The organism is Bradyrhizobium sp. BWC-3-1, from assembly GCF_032917965.1.
In the GTDB taxonomy this organism is placed as follows: domain Bacteria; phylum Pseudomonadota; class Alphaproteobacteria; order Rhizobiales; family Xanthobacteraceae; genus Bradyrhizobium; species Bradyrhizobium canariense_D.
Genome location: NZ_CP136625.1, coordinates 4,518,288 through 4,544,581 on the forward strand (window position 1 = coordinate 4,518,288; position 26,294 = coordinate 4,544,581).

Annotated in this window: 23 protein-coding genes; 12 read left to right on the forward strand and 11 right to left on the reverse strand. The window is 64.0% G+C overall.

All coding sequences use genetic code 11. The features are described 5' to 3' along the window. Positions 1-27: 27 nt before the first annotated feature. Positions 28-936 (reverse strand): DUF2189 domain-containing protein, encoded by a 909-nt coding sequence (locus tag RX329_RS21905; protein WP_026233481.1) that lies wholly within the window; start codon positions 934-936, stop codon positions 28-30. Positions 937-1,270: 334 nt separating this feature from the next. Between RX329_RS21905 and RX329_RS21910 the strand changes: the two genes are divergently transcribed. Next, complete coding sequence (locus tag RX329_RS21910; RefSeq protein WP_085384623.1) at positions 1,271-1,654, forward strand: DUF3597 domain-containing protein; 384 nt, start codon at positions 1,271-1,273, stop codon at positions 1,652-1,654. A 53-nt stretch (positions 1,655-1,707) separates the two neighbouring features. On the opposite strand, the gene RX329_RS21915 is transcribed toward RX329_RS21910, so the two are convergent. After that, positions 1,708-1,983, reverse strand: a complete 276-nt coding sequence (locus RX329_RS21915) for a GNAT family N-acetyltransferase (RefSeq protein WP_317244197.1) — start codon at positions 1,981-1,983, stop codon at positions 1,708-1,710. A 248-nt stretch (positions 1,984-2,231) separates the two neighbouring features. After that, positions 2,232-2,588, reverse strand: coding sequence for a hypothetical protein (locus RX329_RS21920; RefSeq protein WP_317244198.1), 357 nt, complete (start codon positions 2,586-2,588; stop codon positions 2,232-2,234). A 178-nt stretch (positions 2,589-2,766) separates the two neighbouring features. Between RX329_RS21920 and RX329_RS21925 the strand changes: the two genes are divergently transcribed. Together RX329_RS21925 and RX329_RS21930 are read left to right on the forward strand one after the other, a co-directional pair. Continuing rightward, positions 2,767-4,374, forward strand: a complete 1,608-nt coding sequence (locus tag RX329_RS21925; protein ID WP_317244199.1) for an acyl-CoA synthetase — start codon at positions 2,767-2,769, stop codon at positions 4,372-4,374. A gap of 9 nt (positions 4,375-4,383) precedes the next feature. Further along, positions 4,384-5,244 carry a PCC domain-containing protein gene (locus RX329_RS21930; RefSeq protein ID WP_317244200.1) on the forward strand — a complete coding sequence of 287 codons (861 nt, stop codon included), beginning with the start codon at positions 4,384-4,386 and terminating at the stop codon, positions 5,242-5,244. Between the two features lie 16 nt (positions 5,245-5,260). Here RX329_RS21930 and RX329_RS21935 read toward each other — a convergent pair whose 3' ends face one another. Further along, positions 5,261-7,333, reverse strand: a complete 2,073-nt coding sequence (locus RX329_RS21935; RefSeq protein WP_317244201.1) for a DUF1217 domain-containing protein — start codon at positions 7,331-7,333, stop codon at positions 5,261-5,263. A gap of 1,164 nt (positions 7,334-8,497) precedes the next feature. Here RX329_RS21935 and RX329_RS21940 point away from each other — a divergent pair. Then, the gene (locus tag RX329_RS21940) at positions 8,498-9,079 is read left to right on the forward strand and encodes an SRPBCC family protein (RefSeq protein WP_018458001.1); all 582 of its coding nucleotides are present in this window, start codon (positions 8,498-8,500) and stop codon (positions 9,077-9,079) included. Between the two features lie 2 nt (positions 9,080-9,081). Beyond that, on the forward strand, positions 9,082-10,035 hold the full coding sequence (locus tag RX329_RS21945) for a cytochrome D1 domain-containing protein (RefSeq protein ID WP_317244202.1): 954 nt from the start codon (positions 9,082-9,084) through the stop codon (positions 10,033-10,035). A 48-nt stretch (positions 10,036-10,083) separates the two neighbouring features. Here RX329_RS21945 and RX329_RS21950 read toward each other — a convergent pair whose 3' ends face one another. The 5 genes from RX329_RS21950 to RX329_RS21970 form a co-directional block, all read right to left on the reverse strand. Continuing rightward, positions 10,084-10,758 (reverse strand): HAD-IA family hydrolase, encoded by a 675-nt coding sequence (locus tag RX329_RS21950; protein ID WP_085353172.1) that lies wholly within the window; start codon positions 10,756-10,758, stop codon positions 10,084-10,086. Between the two features lie 18 nt (positions 10,759-10,776). Next, entirely contained in the window at positions 10,777-11,340 is a 564-nt protein-coding gene (locus tag RX329_RS21955; protein WP_026233478.1) for a DinB family protein, read from the reverse strand. A gap of 46 nt (positions 11,341-11,386) precedes the next feature. Further along, positions 11,387-14,368: an excinuclease ABC subunit UvrA gene (uvrA, locus tag RX329_RS21960; protein ID WP_317244203.1), complete on the reverse strand. Its 2,982-nt coding sequence runs from the start codon at positions 14,366-14,368 to the stop codon at positions 11,387-11,389. 282 nt (positions 14,369-14,650) lie between these two features. After that, entirely contained in the window at positions 14,651-15,340 is a 690-nt protein-coding gene (locus RX329_RS21965; RefSeq protein WP_317244204.1) for a porin family protein, read from the reverse strand. Between the two features lie 223 nt (positions 15,341-15,563). Then, positions 15,564-16,346, reverse strand: a complete 783-nt coding sequence (locus RX329_RS21970; RefSeq protein WP_026233477.1) for an outer membrane protein — start codon at positions 16,344-16,346, stop codon at positions 15,564-15,566. Between the two features lie 435 nt (positions 16,347-16,781). Here RX329_RS21970 and RX329_RS21975 point away from each other — a divergent pair, with 435 nt between their 5' ends. Both RX329_RS21975 and gyrA read left to right on the forward strand, forming a co-directional pair. Beyond that, a complete protein-coding gene (locus RX329_RS21975; protein WP_007590726.1) occupies positions 16,782-17,279 on the forward strand; it encodes a single-stranded DNA-binding protein in 498 nt (165 codons plus the stop codon). Between the two features lie 369 nt (positions 17,280-17,648). After that, positions 17,649-20,393: a DNA gyrase subunit A gene (gene gyrA, locus RX329_RS21980; protein ID WP_317244205.1), complete on the forward strand. Its 2,745-nt coding sequence runs from the start codon at positions 17,649-17,651 to the stop codon at positions 20,391-20,393. Positions 20,394-20,498: 105 nt separating this feature from the next. On the opposite strand, the gene RX329_RS21985 is transcribed toward gyrA, so the two are convergent. After that, on the reverse strand, positions 20,499-22,352 hold the full coding sequence (locus tag RX329_RS21985) for a potassium transporter Kup (protein WP_085353166.1): 1,854 nt from the start codon (positions 22,350-22,352) through the stop codon (positions 20,499-20,501). Between the two features lie 206 nt (positions 22,353-22,558). Further along, a complete protein-coding gene (locus tag RX329_RS21990) occupies positions 22,559-22,816 on the reverse strand; it encodes a hypothetical protein (RefSeq protein ID WP_018457991.1) in 258 nt (85 codons plus the stop codon). Positions 22,817-23,063: 247 nt separating this feature from the next. On the opposite strand from RX329_RS21990, the gene coaD reads away from it, so the two are divergent. The 5 genes from coaD (at position 23,064) to queA (ending at position 26,274) form a co-directional block, all read left to right on the forward strand. After that, the gene (gene coaD / locus RX329_RS21995) at positions 23,064-23,558 is read left to right on the forward strand and encodes a pantetheine-phosphate adenylyltransferase (protein ID WP_317244207.1); all 495 of its coding nucleotides are present in this window, start codon (positions 23,064-23,066) and stop codon (positions 23,556-23,558) included. A gap of 41 nt (positions 23,559-23,599) precedes the next feature. Next, positions 23,600-24,163 carry a peptidylprolyl isomerase gene (locus RX329_RS22000; protein WP_317244208.1) on the forward strand — a complete coding sequence of 188 codons (564 nt, stop codon included), beginning with the start codon at positions 23,600-23,602 and terminating at the stop codon, positions 24,161-24,163. Positions 24,164-24,171: 8 nt separating this feature from the next. Further along, positions 24,172-24,597 carry a hypothetical protein gene (locus RX329_RS22005; protein ID WP_018457988.1) on the forward strand — a complete coding sequence of 142 codons (426 nt, stop codon included), beginning with the start codon at positions 24,172-24,174 and terminating at the stop codon, positions 24,595-24,597. Then, the gene (locus RX329_RS22010) at positions 24,594-25,058 is read left to right on the forward strand and encodes a peptidylprolyl isomerase (protein WP_018457987.1); all 465 of its coding nucleotides are present in this window, start codon (positions 24,594-24,596) and stop codon (positions 25,056-25,058) included. The genes RX329_RS22005 and RX329_RS22010 overlap by 4 nt, the downstream gene beginning before the upstream one ends. Before the next feature lie 142 nt (positions 25,059-25,200). Then, on the forward strand, positions 25,201-26,274 hold the full coding sequence (queA, locus tag RX329_RS22015) for a tRNA preQ1(34) S-adenosylmethionine ribosyltransferase-isomerase QueA (RefSeq protein ID WP_317244209.1): 1,074 nt from the start codon (positions 25,201-25,203) through the stop codon (positions 26,272-26,274). Positions 26,275-26,294: the final 20 nt, after the last annotated feature.

Consider the following 26,294-nt stretch of genomic DNA (forward strand, 5'->3'; position numbering starts at 1 on the left):
GGGGCAGGATCGCATGTCACGATATCGTCAGGCGTCGGTCCGATTGCGCCAGGGGAAGAGGTTGGCGGGGAAGTCGGCGGCCGGCTTGCGTGCACGATGCGGCGGAGGCGGCACCGGACGCGCGCCCGGATCGGCCGCGATCACCTTGCGGTAGAGATGCCAGGTGGCATGGCCGAGCACGGGGACCACCACGGCAAGGCCGAGGAAGGCCGGAATGGTGCCCAGCGCCAGCAGGACGGCCACGATCAGGCCCCAGGCCGCCATCGGCACCGGGTTCTTCGCGACGACGCGCAGTGACGTCACCATGGCCTCGAACGCGCCGGCATGGCGGTCAAGCATCAGCGGGAACGACACGGCGCTGATGCACAGCGCGGCAAGGGCGAACAGGAAGCCGGTGCCGCAGCCGACCACGATCAGCCACCAGCCTTGCCGGCTCGTGAGCACGCGCGTCAGAAAATCCGAGATCCCGGATGCGCCTTCATAGCCGAAAGCGGCGACATAAATTGCCTGCGCGGTCGCAACCCAGGTCACGAACAGGGCCAGCAGCAGCGCGCCGAGACCGAGCATGGCGCCGAACGAGGGCGAACGCAGCACCTCCATGGCATCCCAGGCGCTGGCCTCCTCATGGCGCTCGCGCCGGCTGGAGAGCTCGTAGAGACCGAGAGCGGCGAACGGGCCGATTAGCGCGAAGCCTGCGGCCAGCGGGAACAACAACGGCAACACTGAATAACCCATCACCACGCGGGCGAGCACGAGGCCCAGCACAGGATAGATCACGCAGAGGATGATGGCGTGGCTCGGCACCGCCTTGAAATCGTCCCAGCCGCGCTTGAGCGCATCCTGCAGATCGGAGAGTTGGATGGTTCGGATCACCGGTCCAGCCGCTTCGGCGGTCTGGGCCATGGACGGGACATTGCCCGGGTAGAGTGTGGCCATGGTCGCTAGCTCCCTTGCCATGCGGCCGCATCTGGCGCCAGCAACGGCGCAAGCGGCCGCTATTCTGAGTTTCGCGATCCCCAACCAGACGCGAATTCCGGATAGCATCGCGAACTGAACGTCAACCGTACGCCCATTTGCGAGTCCTGTCCCTCACGCTTGGGTGAGATTCGATGCCGCGGTGCAATCTCTACAGTGTCATTCGGTCGTTATTTCGCCGCAGATAAGCTGATGCTGCGTGCTTGTTCGCGGAACTTTGGCGGGCGCAACGACGCAACTTGGTCTATAAGTGCCACTCAAGGCCCTTCCAGCGGGTCCTTTTCGGGGAGCAGACATGAGCATTTTCGGGAAAATTATGGGCGCGATCTTCGGTAGCCAGCCAGCTTCCGCCGCGCCCGCAGGCAGCGCACCGTCGGGCAGCGCGCCCGCAGGGGCCGCGCCGAGCGGATCCGCGGCGACGGTGGACGTTGCCTCGATCGTCGACGCGGCGGCCGCTGCGCACAAGGGCGAAAAGCTGGAATGGCGCACCTCGATCGTCGATCTGATGAAGGCGCTCGACATCGATTCCAGCCTCGCTGCGCGCAAGGACCTCGCCAAGGAGCTCGGCTACAGCGGCGACACTAACGATTCCGCGACCATGAACGTCTGGCTGCACAAGCAGGTGATGTCCAAGCTCGCCGCCAATGGCGGCAAGCTGCCGCCGGAGATCAAGCACTGACCGATCGCCCGGTCGCAATCCAAGGGCTCGCGATCGCGCGGGCCCTTTTGCATTCAGGCGACGAGATCCGCATCTTCCGGATGCCTGTCGAGATAATCGACGACGAAACCGCAACCGGCAATCACCTTCCTGCCGTCGCGCCGGATCAATTCCAGCGCGCCCTTGACCAGCTCGGAGCCGATGCCGCGGCCGCGCAGCGCGCGCGGCGTCTCGGTGTGGGTGATGATCACCGCCGCCGGCGTCAGCCGGTAATTGGCGAAGGCGATTTCGCTGCCGACATCGAGCTCGAAGCGGCTTCTGTCATTGTTATCCCGTACCGACGGCGCCATGCAAAAATCCTTCCGACATGCTGCTTGCCTCTGATCTAGGCGCCTCAACCGGTCCTTGCCAAGGTGCGAGCAAGAGTGGTTGCCGCAGGGGAGATATCCGGAAACTGCGTGTCCCGCTCAGCCTGGAATTGAATCCGGGCTTGCCGACGGCGCAGGAGTCGTTATGGAAGCTCGGGGCGTTGTAGCCCCCCGCCGCTTCTCGCAACGCCGGCGTTGGATCTCTTCCTAGGCCTGATCGCCCGGATGCTTCAATCGGTCGCCTTGGCGAGCCTGGAATCCTCCGGCTGCGCCTGCGGGCGCAGGCATCCCTGGCAGATGACGAGGGAACGGTTGACCCTGGCGTCCCGTTCCTCCTCGATGCCATCCTTCGCCTGCCACCATTCCTTTGAATAGGGCTGAAGCGCGGCTTGCGACCTGTTGCGCTCGGATCGGGCCGCGCGCGCTGGTTCTGAAGCAGCGCGCGGGTGATTGGGATTTTCGCCGGCGCCGTCCCAGGCATAGCGCGCGGGCTTGAAGGCGGGATCGGAGGCGAGGTGCGCTTGTGGGCCCACGGCACATCCGGCAAGCGCCAGCGATAACAGGAGGAGGGCGGGCGCTTTGACCATGATGCGGCACTCTTTACGCGAGAACTGAACGAGGTTGCGCCGATCATGTTTAAAATTTCCTGAACGGTTGGATGGGCTGCGCTGCGCCCGGCAACCTTGCAGGGGTCCTGGCGATGGCGATAAATGGGCGTAATGAGCGGGCGGCTCGCGTGCCGTCCGCCGCCGAAGAGGAAGCCCGATGCAGCCCCTGCGCATGTCCCGCCGCGTCATGAATCTCGCTCACATGCTGACCCAGAACGCGCGGCGGCATGGGGCGCGTCCCGGTTTCGTCTGGGGCGACAGATCCTGGACATGGCGCGAGATCGACGCGCAGGTCTCGGCGCTGGCAGCCGCTCTCGCGGCGCGGGGCATCGCGAAGGGCGACCGCATCCTCGTCCATTCCAAGAACGGCGACGAGATGTTCTTTTCGATGTTCGCCGCGTTTCGGCTTGGCGCGGTCTGGGTACCCACCAATTTCCGCCTGATGCCGGACGAGGTCGCCTATCTCGCGCAGGCCTCCGGCGCGAAGGCGTTTCTGTGCCATGTCGATTTTCCCGAGCACGCCGCGGCCGTAAGCGGTGGCGCGCTGGAATTCACCTGGAGCATCGACGGTCGGGCGCCGTTTGCCGAGACGTCGGTTGCGGATGCCGTCGCGTCGCGCGCCGGCACGGTGGTCGAGAACGTCGCAGTCGAGCACGACGATCCCTGCTGGTTCTTCTTTACATCGGGCACCACCGGCCGCTCCAAGGCTGCGGTGCTCACCCACGGTCAGATGGGTTTTGTCGTCACCAACCATCTCGCCGATCTCACGCCCGGCGTCACCGAAGCAGATGCCTCCCTGGTGGTGGCGCCGCTGTCGCATGGCGCCGGCGTGCATCAGCTGGTGCAGACCGCGCGCGGCGTGTGCACCGTGCTGCTGCCGACGGAGAAATTCGACATTGACGAGGCGTTCCGCCTGATCGAGGCGCATCGCGTCAGCAATCTCTTCGTGGTGCCGACCATTCTGAAGATGATGGTCGAGCATCCCGCCGCCGACAAATACGATCATTCCTCGCTGCGCCATGTGATCTATGCGGGTGCGCCGATGTATCGCGAGGACCAGAAGGCTGCGCTGAGGAAGCTCGGCAAGGTGATCGTGCAGTATTTCGGCCTCGGCGAGGTGACCGGCAACATCACCGTGCTGCCGGCAGCGCTGCATGACCCCGAGGACGGGCCGCACGCGAAGATCGGCACCTGTGGCTTCGAGCGTACCGGCATGCAGGTCTCGATCCAGGACGACGAGGGCCGTGAACTCGGCGCCAACCAGAGCGGCGAGATCTGCGTAATCGGCCCCGCGGTGCTGGCCGGCTACTATGACACTCCCGAAGCCAATGCGAAGGCGTTCCGCAACGGCTGGTTCCGCACTGGCGATCTCGGCCACATGGACGAGGAGGGGTTCGTCTACATCACGGGACGAGCCTCCGACATGTACATTTCCGGCGGCTCCAACATCTATCCGCGCGAAATCGAGGAGAAGATTCTGACCCATCCTTGCGTCGGCGAGGTCGCGGTGCTCGGCGTACCCGATGCGACCTGGGGCGAGGTCGGCGTTGCCGTCTGCGTCGCCCGCGAGGGCGCGAAGCCGGTGAGCGAAGCGGAGATGGCGGCATTCCTCAGCCCCAAGGTGCCGCGCTACAAGATGCCGAAGCGGTTCTTCTTCTGGGAGGCCTTGCCGAAATCCGGCTACGGCAAAATTCCCAAACGGATGGTTCGCGACGAGCTCGAGGCTCGCGGGCTGCTCGAGCTCGACAAGACACGGGCAGGCTGAGCGAAGGTCATGCGCAGCATCAAGCAGCCCGGCGCGCCGATCGCCGAACGCATCCAATGGGCGGAGGCGAGGGGACGCGCTTTCTCCTTCACGCTTCAAGCAGGTCTGCCGCTGCTGGAAGCCGCGCGCCGCGGTTTTGCCGCGGAGGGATTTGCCGGCGGCGTGCTCAGCTTCGAGCGCGGCGCGCTCGGGCCGTTCGGCTATGTCATGCCGGCGCTGTCGAAGACCAGCGAGAACGCCGCGTTTTATAGCGACACATTCCGGCCAAGCGGCGTGACGCGCACCAGGCTCGGCAGCATGACGCTGGGCATGCGCGATGGCGCCCCGTTCTTTCATTGCCATGGGCTGTGGACGGAGGCCGATGGCCGCGCCGGTGGTGGCCACATGCTGCCGGACGCGACCGATGTCGCCGAGCCGTTCGAGGTCGAGGCCTTCGGCATCGATGGTGCGATGTTCGCCGCAGAGCCAGATCCCGAGACCAATTTCAAGCTGTTCGGGCCCGTGGCGGCTGCGAGCACCGGCGCACGCACGACCAGCCGCGCTTTCGCGCTGCGGCTGCGCCCCAATCAGGATTTCGCGGGCTGTCTCGAAGACTTCTGCCGCGCGCAAGGCATCGCGCGCGCGAGGATCCATGGCGGTGTCGGCTCGACCATTGGGGCGCGCTTCACCCATGGCGGCGTGACTGAGCCCTTCGCGACCGAGCTTGCGGTAACCGGCGGCGCGATTGCGGCCGGCTCCTCCGGCGCCCTCGAAGCCGCACTCGATGTCGCCCTGATCGACTACACTGGCGGCATAGCGGAGGGCCGTCTGATCCGTGGCGACAATCCCGTGCTGATGACCATGGAGCTGGTGCTCGAGGTGTTGGGCTAGTATCGGCGAGCGATCATCAGCGGGTGCGCAGCTTGGCGATGGCCAAGTATGTGGAGTCACTGATCCCCGAACTGGATCCCTGAAACAGGTTGAGCAGGGGGGATTGACCCTGGCCGGTGCTCTGGCTGTTTCTGATGTCATACATGGCGGAGAAACGGCTCAACAGCTTTGTCACCTTCGCGGGATCGGACAGATCCTTGATCTTCATGAATCTGTCTACGAACTTGGCCTGCTGATCGATCGGCATCGCCGCCATCGAGTCAGGCAAATCGAAAGTGGTCCTGAACACCTCCGAAAGAGCCTTGTCGGCAAGGATGTCGTATGCGGACGTGATGTCCCCCGCCTTTCGCTGGAAATAGAGCGCAAGGCGCACGCCGGGATTGGCATCGCCCTGCTGCTGCTCCAGGCTTTGCTCGACATAGTTCGCTTGTGTTTCCCGAAACTGATCCCGCTTTTGCGGACCCATCATCGGAAGACGCGCGACGTTGCCTTTACTGTCGAAATTGAACGACGCCACGATTTCGGCAAAGCGAGGATCGCTCTCGGTGTTCGCGAAGCTCTTTGGATCGTTCAGGTCGGAGCTGAAGATCTTCTTGAGAAATTCGGTGCTGACCTTCCTGGGATCCAGACCCTTGGCCAAGAGAATGAAATCGACCATCGGCCTGTTTGCGAGAAGATCGGAAACACTGTCGATGCCGGCGATGGCCTGCTGATATTCCGACGCATCCTTCGTGGCCTGTGCCCGAACTGCGGCCTGCTGCTGGGGAGTCGCCGTGCTGGCGCTCTTCACCGCTCCAATGACGTAGTCCTTGGCGATCTGGAGGACTTCAGCCGAGTCCTGAGCCACCAAGGGGGTGGTCAGATTGCCTTTTGCGTCGAAGTTGAAGGCGCGTGCCAGCTCCAAATATCGATTGTCCTTGAGGGTATAGACGTAGCTTTTGGGGTCGTTGATGTCGCTTTCGAGCACGGCCTTGACAGTCGCCGGCGAGACGTTCGCGGGCTCGAGGCCGACAGCTCCCAGCGCAAATTCATACACGCCCGGTGTCGATACGAACGCCTCGACTGAATTGATCTTGAGGATGGCAGTTCTAAATTGCCTGATTGCAAAAGCTTCGTTCAACGGGCTCGCCGCCGAATAGACGGCGGACTTGCTGTCGTCGAACTTCTGTTTCGTGATCGTGACATTTGCAGCAGTCTGCGCCGACACACCTGACGGAAGCGACCCGTCGGAGGAAAATTCGAACGCACCGGCCAGGTCGACGAACCCGCCAATCGTCTCTATCTGCTCGCTAAGGCTAGAAATGCTGCTCGCATATGACTCCAAATGATGCTTTTCGACCAGAATCTGGACGTTCAACTGGGTCACGTTCGCGCCCGGTTGCGATAGTTGGGCGGTGTAGTCGGCGATCCTTGAATTGGCCGCGGTGACATCCGATCGGGCCTGAGCAAGGTCGGCGTTGAGGCCACTTAGCTGAGAAGCGAAAGTGGTGTTGACGTAGCTGTTGGGATCGGATGGATCGCTGCGCAAGACCTGGCTTATGGTGTCACGCGACCACTTGCTTTGATCGATCCCGTACGCCGAATAGACATAGTTGCGAAGACGGTCGTTGTTCAGGAGCTGGTCTGCACTGCTGATGTTACCGATTTCGGCGCTGTAGTAATTCGAATCGCCGGCAAGTGCATCGACCTGGCTTTTCCTGGTCGCCGTGTACAGACCAATCATCTCGTCGGTCTGGTTCTCCGATTGCGCCACCGGCGTGGCACTGCCATTGAAGGAAAACGCGGCGGCGAACTCACGGTAACGCTTGTCGACCAGCTTGTTGACAAAGCTGTTTGCGTCGGAGAGGTCGCTCTCCAGCACCTTTTTCATGAAGGCCTTGGCGTAGGCCATGTCTTCCAGGCCATACGCCTTCGTTGCATAATGATAAAGGCGATAGTCTTTCATGAAGTCGTCGACGGACTTCACCTTGCCGATGTGGGCTTTGTAATAGGCGGCCTCTCGCGCTACGTCCTGTTGCTGTTCGACCCGCGTCAGGGACTGCTTGAGATTGCGCGTGATGTAGCTGTAACTGAGATACGTTGATACCATCGCGCACTCCTACGGTCCCGGACGTCCGTCAATCATTGCGGGGTCGCGAGGTGGGCTGGCCTCATGCCGGCAAACTGTCTCAGAGCCAGGTTCTCCAAGGCCATTTCGGACCGCGATCCCAGATTCAAGTTTGCCCTCGCGAGGCATATCGGGTTTTGTTGCTGCATGTTTCTCAGATACAGCTTTCGTGAGGGTTGCGTTCCGGATATGTCCCGATCAAGAGATCGATCGGAATGGCTCTCGTCCCGAACGCGACGCAGCGCCATAGCGCGTCGAAGACGCGCGTAAACGCGCTTACGGCGGTGTGGCGTTGAGCCGGGATCCAGAAGCCGTGCATTCTGCCGCAGGATGGGTCACGGCTCTGCGGCGCATCGCCGGAGGGGCGCTGCGCCGCGTCCGGGGCACGAGAGCCCGAAGTCATCTGGCATTGCTATTCACGTGATACGCGCGGTTTCGCATTCTCGCGGCCTGTGCGGCCCGAGCTTTGCGGCATTCTTTGCCCCCAAAATGCCGAGGGCGCAGGGAAGGCCGGGTGCCGGCTGGCACCCACGGTCCACTGTGCGAAGGTTGCGCTACGAGAGGCTGCACAGCGGCATACAGGTGAAGCCCAACACACGGCCTTCCCTGCGCAGTGGTTTTACGGCTTATGTCGTGATCTCCCCGGGGAGCGATGCACTATTGCCCCCGTCGCCTTGCGGATGGCTGACGCTGCGGCCCGGTCGGCCCGCACGCATCACCGCAAGACTTGGCGCACAGACCCCGGGCGCCAGGACCACACGATTTTGCCGTACGCAGGGCTGCACCGGTCGTGTGCGCGACACTTTCGCTCACGGTTGCCCGCCCTGCGAAGCCTTCGCGCCGGTGTGGCCCACGTCCACCACGTCCCATCCCGCGTTCGTGACGATCGCGATCCGCCCCTCGGCCGGGTTGGGATGGCTCTTTATATGATAATCCGAAATGCGGATAAAGAGAAATATTTTTAAGCGCCGTGATTGACCCGCTTATTGGTGTTTTGCCCGCCGGGGCGGCAAGGGGTTGTGGGGCGCGCGCGGGCCCCGCCGCAACGCGGCCACGAACGGGTCTCCCCGCGGCCGCAAAATGCGCTACCATGATTCCAGCGCGCTTCAAGTCGCGCATGATCAACGACACGTATGAGGAAACGAGATGAGGGTGACGATTGGACGGCGCACGGTCCTGGCCGCGGTGCTGATTGCCGCGGGCGCGGTGGCTTTGACGGCGGCGTTTGGCCCGGTTTCGACATCGGCCTGGGCCCACGGGCCGACCCGTCAGAAGGTGCGCGAATCCATCGAGATCAACGCCGCCCCGGCTAAGGTGTGGGCCGCAATGGGCAATTTCCAGGACATGAGCTGGCTGCCACCTGTCACCAAGACCGAGGGCGAGAAGGGCAACGAGATCGGTGCGACGCGAAAGCTGACGCTGACGGGAGGCGCGACCGTCGACGAGGAGCTCTACAAGTTTGACGCCGCCGCGATGAGCTATTCCTACCGGATCACCAATGTGGACGTGAAGGTGCTGCCGGTCACCAATTATTCCTCGACATTGACGGTGACGCCGAGCGCTGACGGCAAGGGCTCGACGCTGGAATGGGCCGGCGCGTTCTATCGTGGCTTTCCCAACAACGAGCCGCCGCCGGAGCTGAGTGACGAGGCCGCGGTCAAGGCGGTGAAGGGGCTGTACCAGGCGGGCCTCGAGGCACTCAAGAAGAAGATCGAGAGCGGAAGCTGACGGTGCGGGCGCTGGTCCTGGCGGCGCTCGCCGCCAGCTTTTGCCTGGCCGGCATCGCGCATGTGTTCGCCGAAGAGGCATTCGTCACCAACCAGCTCAGCGACGATCTGATGGTCGTGGACCTCGCCACGGCGCGCAGCGTCGCGACCATCCCGATCGGCGGCAAGCCGGCCGGCGTCGCCGTCAGCGCGGACGGACGTTTTGCCTATGTCACGAGCCCGGATGCCAAAGCCGTGACGGTGGTGGACGCAGCAACGCGGCAGGTTGCGGCGCGGATCGAGGTCGGCGGCGGGCCGCTCGGCATTGCCGTCGCGCCGGATGGCCGCACCGTCTATGTCGCGGACTGGTATGCGGCGGCGGTGCGGGTGATCGACGCGGCCTCGCGCAGCGTCATGGCCAGCATTGCGGTCGGCGCCTCGCCATCGGGGCTCGCGGTAACGCCGGATGGCAAGCTGCTGCTCTCGGCCGACCGCGACGACGACAGTGTGTCGGTGGTCGACACCGCGACGCGCCAGCGCACGACGACCATCAAGGTCGGCACCCGTCCGTTCGGCGTCACCATCGATGCCGAGGGCAAGCGCGCCTACACGGCCAATGTCGGCTCCAACGACGTCTCCGTGATCGACATCGCCACTGGGGCCGAGACCGGCCGCGTGCAGGTCGGGATGCGCCCTTATGCGGTGGCGCTGGCGCAGGGCCGCGGCTTCGTCACCGATCAGTATGGCGGCACTGTCAGCGTGTTCGATCTGGTGACCTTGAAGCCGCTCAAGCGCATCAATGTCGGCGATTATCCCGAAGGCATTGCCGCGGCTGCCGACGGCAAGCGCATTATCGTCGCCTGCTGGGAAAGCAACACGCTCGATATCATCGATGCGGTCGAGCTGAAGCTGATCGGCGAGGTCAAGACCGGCGACGGCCCGCGCGCGTTTGGGGCATTCTTGCGCAGGACGGAGTAGGGGCGTGTAGCCCGCGTGAGCGGAGCGACATGCGGGACGGGGCTCTCCTCATCCACCGGCGTTCCCGGATATCGCTTCGCTCATCCGGGCTACGGCACCGGGGCACAGCGTCCATACAATCTCATCCATCTGATCAAACATGTGATCCGGCGCCATCGCCCGCAGCGCCGCCGGCGCCGCATAACCCCAGCCCACCGCTCCGCAGGCAATTCCCACTGTCCGCGCCGCCTCGATGTCGCGCACTTCGTCGCCGATCGAGATGACCTTGCCCGGCTCCACGCCGGCGCGGCGGATGACCCGTCGGAACTTCGCGGGCTTGCCGAAAAGCGAGGCCGCGCAATCGAAATGGGCGAACAGCGTCGCGCAATCGCCGAGCTTCTCGCGCGCATTGGCTTCGCTGTCCGACGTCACCATCGCGAGCTGCACGCCACTCTCCGCCAGCGTCCGCAGCATTGTCTCGACCCCCGCAAACAGCGAAATCTCCGCTGCAGCCTCCGCCTTCAGTCGCCGCGCATGCCGCGCGATCGCCGGCAGCTTCCACAGCGGCACCTCGAGCCGGCTCAGAATCTCCCGCGAAGAAGCATGCCGCAGCCCCTCGATATCCTCGTCCGCGACGCGGCGGAAGCCGAAGCGATCGGCGACGTCGTTGATGGTGCGCAGGAACCACGGAAAGCTGTCGGCCAGCGTGCCGTCGAGATCAAAGATGGCGAGGGAGTAGGGCATGGAGACGAAGCTACACCGCTAGGCTTTCCACACGGTTTCCTCGGTCCATCCGAGTTGGTCGAATTCGGTGGCCCTGAGCGGCGCCTCTCCCTCGGCGAAGAACTCGTCAAGCTGAGGCGGCGCGACGCTCGTTTCGGACAGCATGGCGTGCGCTTGTCCGCGGTGATGAATTTGATGCTGGAACAGATGCATGAGCAGTCGGTCGCGGCGTTCGGCCTGGACCCGCGTGTCGCGGTTGATCCGCACAATGCCGTTGAGAATCTCGGGCGTCAGTGCATCGCACATGGCGATCAAGCGCTTGTCGATCGCGGCTTGCGCAGGCTTCAGCGCAGCAAGGGAAAGGTGCGGCACGTCGTTCTTCCAAGCTGCCGGTCCCAACCATCCGCCCTCCAGTGCATCGACATAGAAGAGGTCGATGACATGGATGTGGTTCAGCGTGCGTTGCAGGCTCGGAAAGAAGCCGGTCCGCTCGGCTTCGAAGTCGGCCTGAGACAGCGCCGCGCAAGCGGTGAGCAGCCGGTGGTTTGCCCAAGCATTATTGTGGGCGAACGCACGATAGGTTTGCACAAGTCCGGCAGGCAAACTCAGTCTCCCTCAGACAATGTGTCGGCCGCTCCCGCGGCGTAACCTACTCGGCCGCCTCGCTCGCCGCGCGTCTCCGCTTCGGCTTCCGAGCCTTCGCCAGCACCGGCGCCAGGAACTTCCCCGTATAGCTCCGCGGCGCTTTTGCGATGTCCTCTGGCGGGCCCCAGGCGACGATCTCGCCGCCGCCATCGCCGCCTTCGGGGCCGAGGTCGATGACCCAGTCGGCGGTCTTGATCACTTCGAGATTGTGCTCGATGACGACGACCGTGTTGCCCTGCGCGACCAGCTCGTGCAGCACCTCCAACAGCTTCTTGACGTCGTGGAAATGCAACCCGGTGGTCGGCTCGTCCAGGATGTAGAGCGTGCGGCCGGTGGCGCGCTTTGACAGCTCTTTTGCGAGCTTGACGCGCTGGGCTTCGCCGCCCGAGAGCGTCGTGGCCTGCTGGCCGACATGGATGTAGTCGAGGCCGACGCGATGCAGCGTCTGGAACGTCTCGCGTACACGTGGGACCGCCTTGAAGAACTCGGCCGCTTCCTCGACGGTCATGTCGAGCACGTCGGCGATGCTCTTGCCCTTGAATAGGACCTCCAGCGTCTCGCGGTTGTAGCGCTTGCCCTTGCAGACGTCGCAGGTGACGTAGACGTCGGGCAAGAAGTGCATCTCGATCTTGATGACGCCGTCGCCCTGGCAGGCCTCGCAGCGGCCGCCCTTGACGTTGAAGGAGAACCGGCCGGGCTCGTAGCCGCGCGCTTTCGACTCGGGCAGGCCGGCGAACCATTCGCGGATCGGCGTGAAGGCACCGGTATAGGTCGCGGGGTTGGAGCGCGGCGTGCGACCGATCGGCGACTGGTCGATGTCGATGATCTTGTCGATGTGCTCGAGGCCCTCGATGCGGTCGTGCGGCGCGGCGCCTTCGCTGGCATTGTTCAGCTTGCGGGCGATCGCCTTGTAGAGCGTGTCGATCAGCAGCGTCGACTTGCCGCCGCCGGAGACGCCGGTGACGCAGGTGAACAGGCCGAGCGGAATTTCGGCCGTAACGTTCTTGAGGTTATTGCCGCGCGCGTTGACCACCTTGATGGTGCGGCGATGGTTCGGCGGGCGCCGCTCGGGCACCTCGACCTCGAGCTCGCCGGTGAGATATTTGCCCGTCAGCGAGTTGGGGTTGCGCATGATCTCGGCGGGCGTGCCTTCGGCGATGATGTTGCCGCCATGCATGCCGGCGCCGGGGCCGATGTCGAGCACGTGGTCGGCGAGCAGGATCGCGTCCTCGTCGTGCTCGACCACGATCACGGTGTTGCCGAGGTCACGAAGTCTCTTGAGCGTGTCGAGCAGGCGCGCGTTGTCGCGCTGGTGCAAGCCGATCGAGGGCTCGTCGAGCACGTAGAGCACGCCTGTCAGGCCCGAGCCGATCTGCGAAGCGAGCCGGATGCGCTGGCTCTCGCCGCCGGACAGCGTGCCGGAGGAGCGGGAGAGTGTGAGGTAGTTGAGGCCGACATCGAGCAGGAAGGTAAGGCGCTCGCGGATCTCCTTGAGGATGCGGCCGGCGATCTCGTTCTGCTGAGTGTTCAGCGCCTCCGGCACGGTCTCGAACCACGCGCCGGCGCCCTTCACCGACATCTCGGAGATGTCGCCGATATGCTTGCCGCCGATCTTGACGCAGAGCGCCTCGGGCTTGAGCCGAAAACCGTGGCACGCCTCGCAGGGTACGTCGTGGAAATACTTCGCCAGCTCCTCGCGCGCCCACTCGCTCTCGGTCTCGCGATAGCGGCGGTTGATGTTGGTGATGACGCCCTCGAACGGCTTCTTGGTGTCGTAGGAGCGGACGCCGTCCTCGTAGGAGAACTTGATCTCGTCCTCGCCGGAGCCATGGAGGATCGCGTTCTGCGTCTTCTTGGGCAGATCCTTCCATTTGGTGGTCAGCGTGAACTTGTAGTGCTTGCCGAGCGCAGTCAGCGTCTGAATGTAATAGGGCGACGAAGACTTGGCCCAGGGCGCGATCGCGCCCTTGCCAATGGCGAGCTCCTTGTCGGGAATGACGAGGTCTTCGTCGACATGCTGCTCGACGCCGAGGCCGCCGCACGCGGGACAGGCGCCATAGGGGTTGTTGAACGAGAACAGCCGGGGCTCGATCTCGGGGATGGTGAAGCCGGACACCGGGCAGGCGAACTTTTCCGAGAACAGCATGCGCTCGGGTCCGCTCTTGTCGTGGATCTTTGCGGTCTTCTTCCTCTCTTCCGCGGATGCTGCCGCAGCCGGCGCATCCGCGAATTCGATGACGGCGAGGCCCTCGGCAAGTTTCAGCGCGGTCTCGAAACTTTCGGCGAGGCGCTGGCCGATGTCGGGGCGCACCACGATGCGATCGACGACGACGTCGATGTCGTGCGGGAATTTCTTGTCGAGAACAGGGGCTTCGGCGAGCTCGTGGAAGGCGCCGTCGATCTTGACGCGCTGAAAGCCCTTCTTGAGCCATTCGGCAAGCTCTTTGCGGTACTCGCCCTTGCGGCCGCGCACGACCGGCGCGAGCAGATAGAGGCGCGAGCCCTCGGGCAGCGCCAGCACGCGATCGACCATCTGCGAGACGATCTGGCTCTCGATCGGCAGGCCGGTGGCGGGCGAATAGGGCACGCCGACGCGCGCCCACAGCAGGCGCATGTAATCGTAGATTTCGGTCACCGTGCCGACGGTGGAGCGCGGGTTCTTCGACGTCGTCTTCTGCTCGATCGAGATCGCCGGCGACAGGCCGTCGATCTGGTCGACGTCGGGCTTCTGCATCATCTCCAGGAACTGGCGGGCGTAGGCAGACAGCGATTCGACGTAGCGGCGCTGGCCTTCGGCGTAGATGGTGTCGAACGCGAGCGAGGATTTGCCGGAGCCCGACAGCCCCGTGAACACCACCAGCTTGTCGCGGGGAATCTCGACATCGACGTTCTTGAGATTGTGCTCGCGCGCGCCACGGATGGTAATTGCGCGCAGGTTTGATCCCACGTTCTGCTGTTGGCGCTTCGCCTTGATCACTTCATCCATCCGGGTTGCCCTCAAGGAATCCCAAAGGCGCGCGATCGCGCCAACAAAAAAGGCGCGCTTCGCCCGGAACCGGGATCGGCGCCGATGGGGTTGTCAGCGAACGTAGGAAGAACGGAGACGGATTTCCAGTGGGACTTGCGAATCGTCAACGGATTGTTGGCGCACTGGCGGCATCTGGCAGGAGCAGGGTGGAACTGCGCGGCAACGTGCCCGACAAAACAAAAAGGCCGGCACAAGGCCGGCCTTTCGTAACGCGGATGGCGTTGGGGCTAAGTACTGAACTCAGTACTTGGCGACCACCGGGCCCCCGAAGTGATAGTTCACGCCGACCTGCACGGTGTGAAACTCGAGCGTGCCGGAGGGCAGGGCGCCCGAGAAGTAGGTCTCGCCGCCGAGGCTGCGAAAGAGGTACTCGCCCTTGACCGACCACTGCGGAGCGAAGAACGCTTCGACGCCCGCACCGACGGTCCAGCCGGAGTGCCACTTGCTGTCGGAAACGGTCACGCCGAGCGCGCTGACGCTGAGCTTGTTGTCGATCCAGGCGTAACCACCGGTGCCGTAGAACAGGACGTTGTTGACGGCGTAGCCGATGCGGCCGCGCACGGTTCCCATCGCATCGGTTTTGGAGCTGAGGGTGGTGCTGACGAGGCCGAAGCCGGGGACGGCAACGGGGCCGGTGACCGACGCGCTGACATCAGCCCAGGAACCATCGGCCTCGACGCCGAACACGACATTGCCGGTCTGCCAGTTGTAGCCGGCAGTACCGCCGACGAAGCCGCCCTTCATCTTCGGGTCGGTCGAGGAATTTTCCCAAGCGCCGCCACCGACGATACCGAGGTAGAAGCCGGTCCAGTTGTAGACCGAAGCCATGGCCACCGGGGCCTTGGTGTAGGGGCGCGCCGCGAGATCAGCGGCCGAAGCCGGGGCAGCGAGAGCGAACAAACAGGCCGAAGCCAACAAAACCTTTTTCATTTTCAACTAATCCCAGTCCCAGTTTCTGATTGTGCCTTCCACGATAGGGAGGGCATCGGACTCACTTGCCCAACTGATGCCGTACTTACACCAGTGAAGCCGCAAGTTGTGTCACTCAAAAGCAACAACGATCGGAACGGTTATTGACCGATTAATATCGGAGGACTGCACAGCAAAAGGCCGGCGCAAGGCCGGCCTTCGAAGTGCGATATGTCCAGCGCGATCAGTACCTTGCGATGGCCGGACCGCCCCAGCGATAGTTCAAGCGGACCAGGCCCATGTCTACGTCCTGGCGAATCCGGTCGCTGCCGAATACCGCACCCGCAGGCGTTGTGAAGCCGATCGTGCGATCGCCAAGGAAGATGTGGTCGTACTCAAAGCCCAGCGACCAGTTCGGGGCGAAGCCGAATTCCAGACCGGCCCCGACCGTGCCACCCCAGCGAGTCTCCCGGGCCGAAGCCAGCAGCGCGCCCGCGCCGGGCGTACCCGCAGCAGCGTAGATGTCGTACTTGTCACCGACGACGGCGGCGCCGCCCTTCACGTAAAGCAGCACGTTGTTCCAGGCGTAACCGACCTGACCGGTGATGAGACCGAAAGCGTCGATGCGGGAACGGTTGCGATCACCCGTCACCAAAGCGGTACCAGGGAAGAGGGTGCTCACGTTGTCGCCCCGGAAATCAGCCCAGTTGCCCTGGCCTTCCAGACCGAACACCCAATTGGCGGACTGCCAGCGATAGCCGATCTGGCCGCCGACGGTGCCCCCTGTTGCATTGTGACAGCCTTCGCCGACGAGAACGCCGGTCGCGGGCGTGACGAAGTCCCAGCACTTGTGGCTGGAGCCACCGCCGCCGTTGATGCCGATGTAGAAGCCGCTCCAGTCGTAGATGGCGGCAACCGCCGGCGGCGGGGCTTTGGTGTAGGGACGCGCGGCCATGTCCGCCGCGCTTGCGGGAGCCGACAAGCCCATCGCCACTGCACCGATTGCACAAATAAGAAGCTTATTCATTGCCAGTCTCCCCAGGTTTCGTCCGCTTCTTATTTCCCCGAAGCGGCTGATCAGGCGCGAGGGCCCATATGAACTAAGTCCGAGGCAACCGTAGCTCTACGGAGCGGCAGAGTCCGTCTCCCAAATGCAACAAGACCGCGGCAGTGCGAGTACCCATAACTTGCTGAACGGAACCTACAAAGGTTCCAATCGACCTGTGCCTTTCCGCAACACATGTGGCCGATCGATCCCACGCCTTCAGATCTGTCTTCGCCAAGAACAAATCTGGAACGAACCGGAGGTCGATGCTATATGTGGGGATAACCGGAAGGGTGACGGCCTGATCGTCGTCCGCAAGTGTTCGGCGAGCGTATAGGGTCGCCTCAACAGGCACGGCGGAACGCGGGAGCGGACCGGCCTTCTTGAATTCAGTGGCATTCGGAGCGGAGAGCGGAGATGGCGGGAAGCGTCAACAAGGTCATTCTGGTTGGAAATCTCGGCAAGGATCCTGAAATCCGCCGCACCCAGGACGGGCGGCCGATCGCCAATCTGAGCGTCGCGACCTCGGAGACGTGGCGCGACAAGGCGACTGGCGAGCGCAAGGAAAAGACCGAGTGGCACCGCGTCGTGATCTTCAATGAAGGGCTCTGCAAGGTCGCCGAACAGTATCTGAAGAAGGGCGCCAAGATTTACGTCGAGGGTGCGCTCCAGACCCGCAAATGGACCGACCAGAGCGGTGTCGAAAAGTACTCGACCGAAGTCGTGCTGCAGGGGTTCAACTCGACCTTGACGATGCTGGACGGTCGTAGCGGCGGTGGCGGAGGCGGCAGCTTCGGCGACGAGCCGGGCGGCGATTTCGGCTCCTCCGGTCCGGTCAGCAGCGCGCCGCGGCGCCCTGTTGCCGCCGGCGGCGGTGGCCGCAACAGCGACATGGACGACGATATCCCGTTCTGAGCGATTCCGCTCCAAGAACGCGGCGCCTGATGCGGACGCCCGGCCGGATGGGCGGCGCTTCTCATCTCATGTCAGAACATCCCACTAATCGACAGGACGGGCTCGGCATTTCCGGGCCCGCTTCATGTTTGGGTGAGCTCGGATTGCGGCTTGGCAAACGCGCCGACGCGGCAAGCTCACCGCGCGGTTTTCCACGCGTGAGCGGCGATTTTGCAAGGCCGATGCGAGTGCTGTCCGAGACACCGCTCGCAAGGGCTTAAGTTGTTGGAAAAATAGGCGGAAAAAGCGCTTCCCAGAACGCCGCGAGGGTGGTTATCAGAGGCTCGATGCGCTATATGATTCCCAGATAAAACCTCACCGGATTTCCCCTTGGCTGACGACGACGACAAGCCCGGCGACCAGCCGGCGCAACCCTCGGATATTCGCCCCGTCTCCATCTTCGAGGAGATGAAGAAGTCCTATCTCGACTACGCCATGAGCGTGATCGTGGCGCGGGCGCTGCCTGACGCCCGCGATGGCCTGAAGCCGGTGCATCGCCGCATCCTGTACTCGATGAACGAGCAGGGGCACACGCCGGACAAGAAGTACGTCAAGTCCGCCCGCGTGGTCGGTGACGTCATCGGTAAATATCATCCGCATGGCGACCAGTCGATCTACGACGCCATGGTCCGGATGGCGCAGGATTTCTCCATGCGCGTGCCGCTGATCGACGGCCAGGGCAATTTCGGCTCGGTCGACGGCGATCCCCCGGCTGCCTATCGTTATACCGAAGCCCGATTGACGAAGGCGGCGCTGGCTCTGCTAACCGACATCGACAAGGACACGGTCGACTTCCAGCCGAACTACGACAACAACGAGACCGAACCGTCGGTCTTGCCAGCCAAGTTCCCGAACCTTCTCGTCAACGGCGCCGGCGGCATCGCGGTCGGCATGGCGACCAACATCCCGCCGCACAATCTCGGCGAGGTCATCGACGCCTGCGTCGCGCTGATCGACAACCCCGCGCTCACCATCGACGAGCTCATCAACATCGTGCCGGGACCGGACTTCCCGACCGGCGGCGTCATCCTCGGACGGCAGGGCATCCGCGCCGCCTATCACCTCGGCCGCGGCTCGGTCATGATGCGCGGCAAGGTCGCGATCGAGACCATCCGCAAGGAGCGCGAGGCGATCATCATCACCGAGATTCCCTACCAGGTGAACAAGGCGACGATGGTCGAGCGCATCGCCGAGCTGGTCAAGGAAAAGAAGATCGAAGGCATCGGGGACCTGCGCGATGAATCCGATCGCGACGGCTACCGCGTCGTCATCGAATTGAAGCGCGACGCCGTGCCGGATGTGGTGCTCAATCAGCTCTACAGGTTCACGCCGCTGCAGACGAGCTTCGGCGTCAACATGGTGGCGCTCGACAGCGGCCGTCCACGGGTCATGCACCTGAAGGACCTGCTGGCGATCTTCGTCGACTTCCGCGAGCGGGTCGTCACGCGGCGCACCAAGTTCCTGCTCGCCAAGGCCCGAGATCGCGCCCATGTTTTGGTCGGTCTCGCCATCGCAGTCGCCAATATCGACGAGATGATCCGCGTCATCCGGACCTCGCCCGACCCGACCACCGCCCGCGACACCCTGATGTCGCGCGACTGGCCGGCCCGGGACGTCGAGGACATGCTGACGCTGATCGACGATCCGCGCCACCGCATCAGCGAGAACGGCACGATCCGGCTGTCGATGGAGCAGGCGAGGGCCATTCTCGATCTGCGCCTGCAACGCCTCACCGCACTCGGCCGCGACGAAATCCGCGAGGAGCTCGACAAGCTCGCCGGCGAGATCGCCGACTATCTCGACATCCTGCGCTCGCGCGACCGCGTGCTGGGCATCATCAAGTCCGAGCTCGCCGAAGTGAAGGCCGAGTTCGCAACCCCGCGCCGCACCGTCATCATCGAGCAGGAAGGTGAGGTCGAGGACGAGGACCTGATCCAGCGCGAGGACATGGTCGTCACCGTCTCGCACGCCGGCTACGTCAAGCGCGTGCCGCTGTCGGCCTACCGGGCCCAGCGCCGCGGCGGCAAGGGCCGCGCCGGCATGCAGACCCGCGATGAGGATTTTGTCAGCCGGCTGTTCGTGGCGTCCACGCATACTCCGATGCTGTTCTTCTCCTCGCGCGGACAGGTCTACAAGATCAAAGTCTGGCGCCTGCCGATGGCCGCGCCGAATGCGCGCGGCAAGGCGCTGATCAACATCCTGCCGCTGGAGCAGGGCGAGCGCATCACCACCATCATGCCGCTGCCGGAGGACGAGTCCACCTGGGGCAATCTCGACGTGATGTTCGCCACGACAGGCGGCAACGTCCGGCGCAACAAGCTGTCCGACTTCGTCGATGTCCGCCGCTCCGGCATCATCGCGATGAAGCTCGACGACAACGAAGCGATCGTCGACGTGCAGATCTGCACCGAGCACGACGACGTGCTTTTGACCGGCGCCGGCGGCCAGTGCATCCGCTTCCCCGTGACCGACGTGCGCGTGTTCACCGGCCGCACCTCGATGGGCGTGCGCGGCATTGCGCTTGCCGAGGGCGACAAGGTGATCTCGCTGGCGATCCTGCGCCACGTCGAGACGACGTCCGACGAGCGCTCGGCGTACCTGAAGATGCGTCGTGCGGTCGCCGGCGAAGCTGCGGCCGAGGAGCCGGCGGCGGACGCCGAGGCCGAGGAGACCTCCGGCAGCTTCCAACTCGCCCAGGAGCGTTACGTCGAGATGTCAGCGCAGGAGCAGGTCGTGCTGACCGTGTCCGTCAACGGTTACGGCAAGCGGACGTCGTCCTACGAGTACCGCACCACGGGCCGCGGCGGCAAAGGCATCGTCGCCATGAGCGTCAACAACCGCAACGGCAACCTCGTAGCGTCGTTCCCCGTGGAGGATGCTGATCAAATCATGCTGGTTACCGACAAGGGCCAGCTGATCCGCTGCCCGGTCGAAGGCATCCGCGTCGCCGGCCGCTCGACCCAGGGCGTGATCGTGTTCGACACCGCGGAGGACGAACACGTCGTCTCGGTCGAGCACATCACGGAAGAGGCCGAGAGCGGAAACGGGGCGAATGGGGAGTCGAACGGGGAGTGATGCGTCACCCCCTAGCCCGGATGGAGCGCAAGCGAAATCCGGGTTCTTCATTCGGACGGCTGTCCCGGATTGAGTTGTGCTCGATCCGGATACTTCACTGACCAGCTAAATCTCCAGCTCCGTGCCGAATTCCACCACCTGCTTGGTCGGTACGCCGAAGAACGCGGCGGAGCGTTCGGCGTTGCGTTGCAGGAAGGCGAACACGGTTTCGCGCCAGACCCACATGCCCGGCACGTCCTCGCGCGGGATGATGGTCTCGCGGCCGACGTAATAGGTGATGTCGGAGAGATCGATGCCGGGCAGCTTGCCGTGGCGGCAGGCGAAGGTCAGCCCTTCGTAAATCGTCGGGTTCTGCATGAAGCCGTAATGCAGAACGACGCGGGTAATGCCGGGAATGATCTCGATCACCTCGATGCGGTCTTCGTCGGCGATGTGAGGAAGCTCCTCGATCAGCACGGTGACCAGGACGATGCGCTCGTGCAGCACGTGGTTGTGCTTGACGAACTGGGTCAGTGCCAGCGGCACGCCGCGCGGCGCCGAGGCCAGGAACACGGCGGTGCCGGGGAGTCTGGCGCTGCACTGGTTGACCGCGGTCTCGATCAGATCCTCCTCGGGCTGGCGCAGCTTCGCGCGTGCGGCTTCGACGAGCTTCACGCCGCTGCGCCAGGTCAGCATCAGGAAGGCGACGAAGCCCGCCAGCATCAGCGGAAACCAGCCGCCCTCGAACAGCTTGATCGAATTGGCCGAGAAGAAGATCAAATCGATCACGAAGAAGAAGCCGTTCACGGCAACCACGAGCCACGGTGAATAGCCCCACTGGATCGCGACCAGGGCGGCGAGCAGCGTGGTGATCGCCATCAATAGCGACACCGCGATGCCGTAGGCGCCGGCCAGCGCCTCCGAGCTGCCGAAACTCAGCACGGCGCCGAGCGTTGCGGCGGCGAGCAGCCAGTTCACCAACGGCACGTAGATCTGACCGATCGCGTCGCTCGTGGTGTGACGGATCTGCATGCGCGGCAGGAAGCCGAGCTGGATCGACTGCTGCGTCAACGAGAACACGCCGGAGATGATGGCTTGCGAGGCGATCACGGTCGCGACCGCCGAGAACGCGACCAGCGGATAATGCAGGGCGTCAGGGCAGAGCTGGAAGAACGGATTTTCGATCATGGTGGGATCGGTGATCAGCAGCGCGGCCTGGCCGAAATAGTTCAGCACGAGCGCAGGCAGGCAGATCGCGAACCAGGCCAGCCGGATCGGCAGGCGGCCGAAATGCCCCATGTCGGCGTACATGGCTTCGCCGCCGGTCACCGCGAGGAAGGCGGCCCCCAGGATCGCGAAGGAGACATGAAAATCCTGATGGATCAGGAAGTCGAACGCATAGAGCGGGCTGAGCGCCGCCAGCACCGCCGGCGCCTTGACGATGCCGTGGATGCCGAGCGCTGCCAGCACGAAGAACCAGGCCAGCATCACCGGTCCGAAGATGCGGCCGATGAAGCCGGTGCCCTGCTTCTGCATCATGAACAGTCCGATCAGGATGACGACGGTCACGGGCACAACCGCCGGCGCGAGCGAGGGTGCGTCGACCTTCAGACCTTCGATGGCTGAGAGCACGGAGATGGCCGGCGTGATCGCGCCGTCCCCGTACAGTAGCGCGGCGCCGACGAGGCCGACGACCAGCAAATGCGCGCGCCAGGTACCGGGTTGAGCGTTGCGGGCATGCAGCAAGGCCAGCAGCGCGACGATGCCGCCTTCGCCGCGGTTATCCGCACGCAGAATCAACAGCGCATATTTCAGTGAGATGATCAGCAACAGCGCCCAGAGGATCAGCGAGGCGACGCCCAGAACGGCATCGTTCGTCAAAGTGCCGCCATGGGCGGCGGCCTTGGCGGCTTCCTTCAGGGCGTAGAGGGGGCTGGTGCCGATATCGCCATAGACCACCCCGAGGGCGCCCATCGTCATGGCAATCGGCAGTGGATCAGGTTGATGGCCGGAGGCGACTGCAGGCGTACTGGACAATGGCGACCCCCCGATGGGATCGCGCCCGACGGGTCATTCCGACGGGCGCGAGCATCAGGCAGTGTGCGACGGGACGTCGCAAATATCCATGGGGTATATCTTTGGGGTTTATCTTGAGAGTTAGCTGACGCGAAACTGACAGACCCCCACTACGGAGTACGGTTGGCAGTCACAAGGCGAGCCTCGCGGATGTTGGCTTTGGTGCCGGCCTGGCGGAGGCAGGACGCTTCGAAATTCGGCCAGGCCTGCTGCGAGCAGTCCTTGCCGACGGTGCGGATATCGAGCCGGTCGCTCTTGGCAAGCGGCTGCGGCACGCTCGCCTCGACGGTGGGGGCGAAGCCGGGCAGGAGCGTGAGGGTGGCAGCAACACACGCAGAAATGGCGATCGCCGAAAGAGCCTTGATCATGACAGTCCCCTGTGATGCGGCCGCTACGCCCAGTGTGCGGCCCGTCGTTCGTTGGCTGGATTAGTAACCATGGCCAGTTTCCGGACGTCTTCGCGAACGCGGGAAATGGTTTCGTTCGCGCTCCGTTTTGTGTCGTGGCCGCCCTCAGGACGAAACAATTCGGCGCATTCCGACACGCTTCTGCGGAAAAACCGCCAGGGAACCTGACCGGCTTGCCGGGCCGGGCAGGGCGCGGTAGGACGTGGCCATGCCGCGCATTGCCTTCTATCCAGGTTCCTTCGACCCCATCACCAACGGCCATCTGGACGTGGTCCGGCACAGCGTGTCGCTGTGCGACAGGCTTGTTGTCGCGATCGGGGTGCACCCCGGCAAGAAGCCTCTGTTCTCGGCCGAGGAGCGGCTGAAGATGCTCCATGACGTCTGCGGGCCGGTGGCCGCCCAGGCCGGCTGCGTGCTCGAGGCCGTGACGTTTGACGATCTGTCGGTGACCTCGGCGCGCAAGCACGGTGCCACGATCATGATTCGGGGCCTGCGCGACGGCACCGACCTCGACTACGAGATGCAGCTCGCCGGCATGAACGAGGCCATGGCGCCCGAGGTGCATACGATCTTCCTGCCGGCCTCTCCCATGGTCCGCCCGATCACCGCCACTTTGGTGCGCCAGATCGCTGCCATGGGCGGGGATGTCTCGGCCTTCGTTCCGCCGCTGGTTGCGGCCCAGCTCAAGGCAAAATTCGCCTGATAACGGCGCGTTTCCTTTCTCATCTCTGATCCGGAGTTGTCATGATCCGAATTCTCGCAGTTCTTACCGCGGTTCTGTTCGCGGTGCCGGCCTTCGCGCAAGCCTTGCCGGCCGGCCTCGACAAGGCCAACGCCATCGTCATCGACTCCACCAAGGGCCGCATCGTCGTCAAGCTCCGGCCGGACCTTGCGCCCCAGCACGCCGAGCGCATCAAGCAGCTCGCGCGCGAGGGTTTTTACAACAACGTGCCGTTCCACCGCGTCATGGATGGCTTCATGGCGCAGACCGGCGACGGTCAGAACTTCAATGGCACCGGCGGCTCGAAATATCCGAACCTGAAGCAGGAATTCTCGAAGGTGCATTTTGCGCGCGGCATCGTCGGCATGGCCCGGCGCGGCGACAGCGTCGACACCGCCAATTCGCAGTTCTTCATCATGTTTGCCGACGGCGGCAGCCTCGACAACCAGTACACCGTGATCGGCGAGGTCGTGCAGGGCATGGACGTCGTCGACAAGCTGAAGAAGGCGCCTCCCGGATCGAGCGGCGGCACCGTCACCGACCCCGACAAGATGGTGAAGGTGCAGGTCGCTTCCGACATCAAGTAGGAGCGGCGATGGCGCGCTGCGGTGGCAAGCTCCTGCTGGTTGCCGCGGTGCTGCTGCTCGGCGTCCCGGGCGCGGTCGCCGAGGACGCACAGGTCAACACCATCCAGGACATCTTCCGGCATTTGCGCACCTGCTGGAAGCCGCCGCCCGCCGCCAGGGCCCGCCCGATCGACATCACCGTCGTGGTGAGCTTCAACCGGGCTGGAAACATTCTGGGCCATCCGAGGATTACCTATGAATCCGCGGAGGCTTCCGACAATGACCGGCTGCAATACCGGGTCGCGGTGATGGAGGCATTGCAACGCTGCACGCCGATGCCATTTACCGATGCGATGGCCGGCGCCGCTGCGGGGCGTCCGTTCGCGATCCAGTTTCGCAACCGCAAATCTTCACCTGACAGGACTTCACCCCCAACCCAAGAGAGACGAGCATGAGCGCCACCGAAAACACACTGATCCTCGAGACCACGCAGGGCCCCGTCACCATCGAGATGCGGCCTGATCTGGCGCCCGGCCACGTCGCGCGCATCAAGGAACTCGTGCGCGAAGGCTTCTACGACGGCATCGTGTTTCATCGCGTGATCGACGGCTTCATGGCGCAGACCGGCTGCCCCCAGGGCACCGGCACCGGCGGCTCCGGCCAGAAGCTGAAGGCCGAGTTCAACAAGGAGCCGCATGTGCGCGGCACCACCTCGATGGCGCGCGCCGCCAGCCCGGATTCCGGCGATAGCCAGTTCTTCATCTGCTTCGACGATGCCCGCTTCCTCGACAACCAGTACACGGTGTGGGGCAAGGTCACCGAGGGCATGGAGAACGTCGACAAGATCAAGCGTGGCGAGCCCGTGCAGAACCCCGACAAGATCGTCAAGGCGCGGATGGCGGCTGACGCGGCGTAGGCGTTCAATCCTCATGGTGAGGAGGCGCGTGGCGCCGTCTCGAACCATGAAGGCCGAGCTGCAGCAGCGGGGCCTTCATCCGTCGAGACGCGCGTTCCGCACCCCTCAGGATGAGGAGTGACTGTGCGGCCCTGAGTCCGAGATGCGCACCGACCTCTTCGATTTCGACCTGCCCGCCGAGCGCATCGCATTGCGCCCGGCGAGCCCGCGCGACTCCGCGAAGATGCTGGTCGTCGATCGCGGCACGCTGCGCGACCAAATCATCACCGACCTGCCGCAATGGCTGAAGCCGGGCGACCAGCTCATCGTCAACGACACCAAGGTGATCGCGGCGCAATTGAAAGGCCGTCGCATCGGCCGCGAGACCGAGCCGAAGATCGAGGCAACGCTGATCAAGCGCCTCGACGGCTCGCGCTGGCAGGCGTTGGTGAAGCCTGCCAAGAAACTCATCGCCGGCGACCGCATCCGCTTCGGCAATGAGGGCAAGGTCTGCCTGCTCGGCCATCTCGACGCCGAGGTCGAGGCGAAGGGCGGGGAAGGCGAGGTGACGCTGTCATTTTCGTTTCACGGCCCGACGCTGGATCAAGCCATCGCCGATCTCGGCAGCCCGCCGCTGCCGCCCTACATCGCCTCGAAACGCACGCCTGATGATCAGGATCTCGCCGACTACCAGACCATGTTCGCTGTGAACGAAGGCGCCGTTGCCGCGCCGACAGCAGGCCTGCATTTCACCCCGGCGCTGGAGCAGGCGATGCACGCGCGCGGCGTCGGCATCAATCGCGTCACGCTGCATGTCGGGGCAGGGACCTTCCTGCCGGTGAAGGTGGACGACACCGAAGGCCACAAGATGCATGCCGAGTGGGGCACGCTGTCGGCCGAGACGGCGGAGCGGCTCAACACTGCGCGCAAGAACGGCGGCCGTATCATCGCGGTTGGCACCACGTCGTTGCGCCTGCTCGAAAGCGCAGCCAGCGAGGACGGCACCATTGAGCCGTTCGCCGCCGAGACGTCGATCTTCATCACCCCCGGCTATCGCTTCCGCGCCGTCGATGTTCTGCTGACCAATTTCCATTTGCCGAAGTCGACACTGTTCATGCTGGTGTCGGCGTTCTCCGGCCTGGAGGCGATGCAGCAGGCCTATGCACACGCGATCGCGACCGGCTACCGGTTCTATTCGTACGGGGATGCCTGTTTGCTGTTTCCGGCGCGGGAGTGACGCGGGCGGCGTTCTCGTGC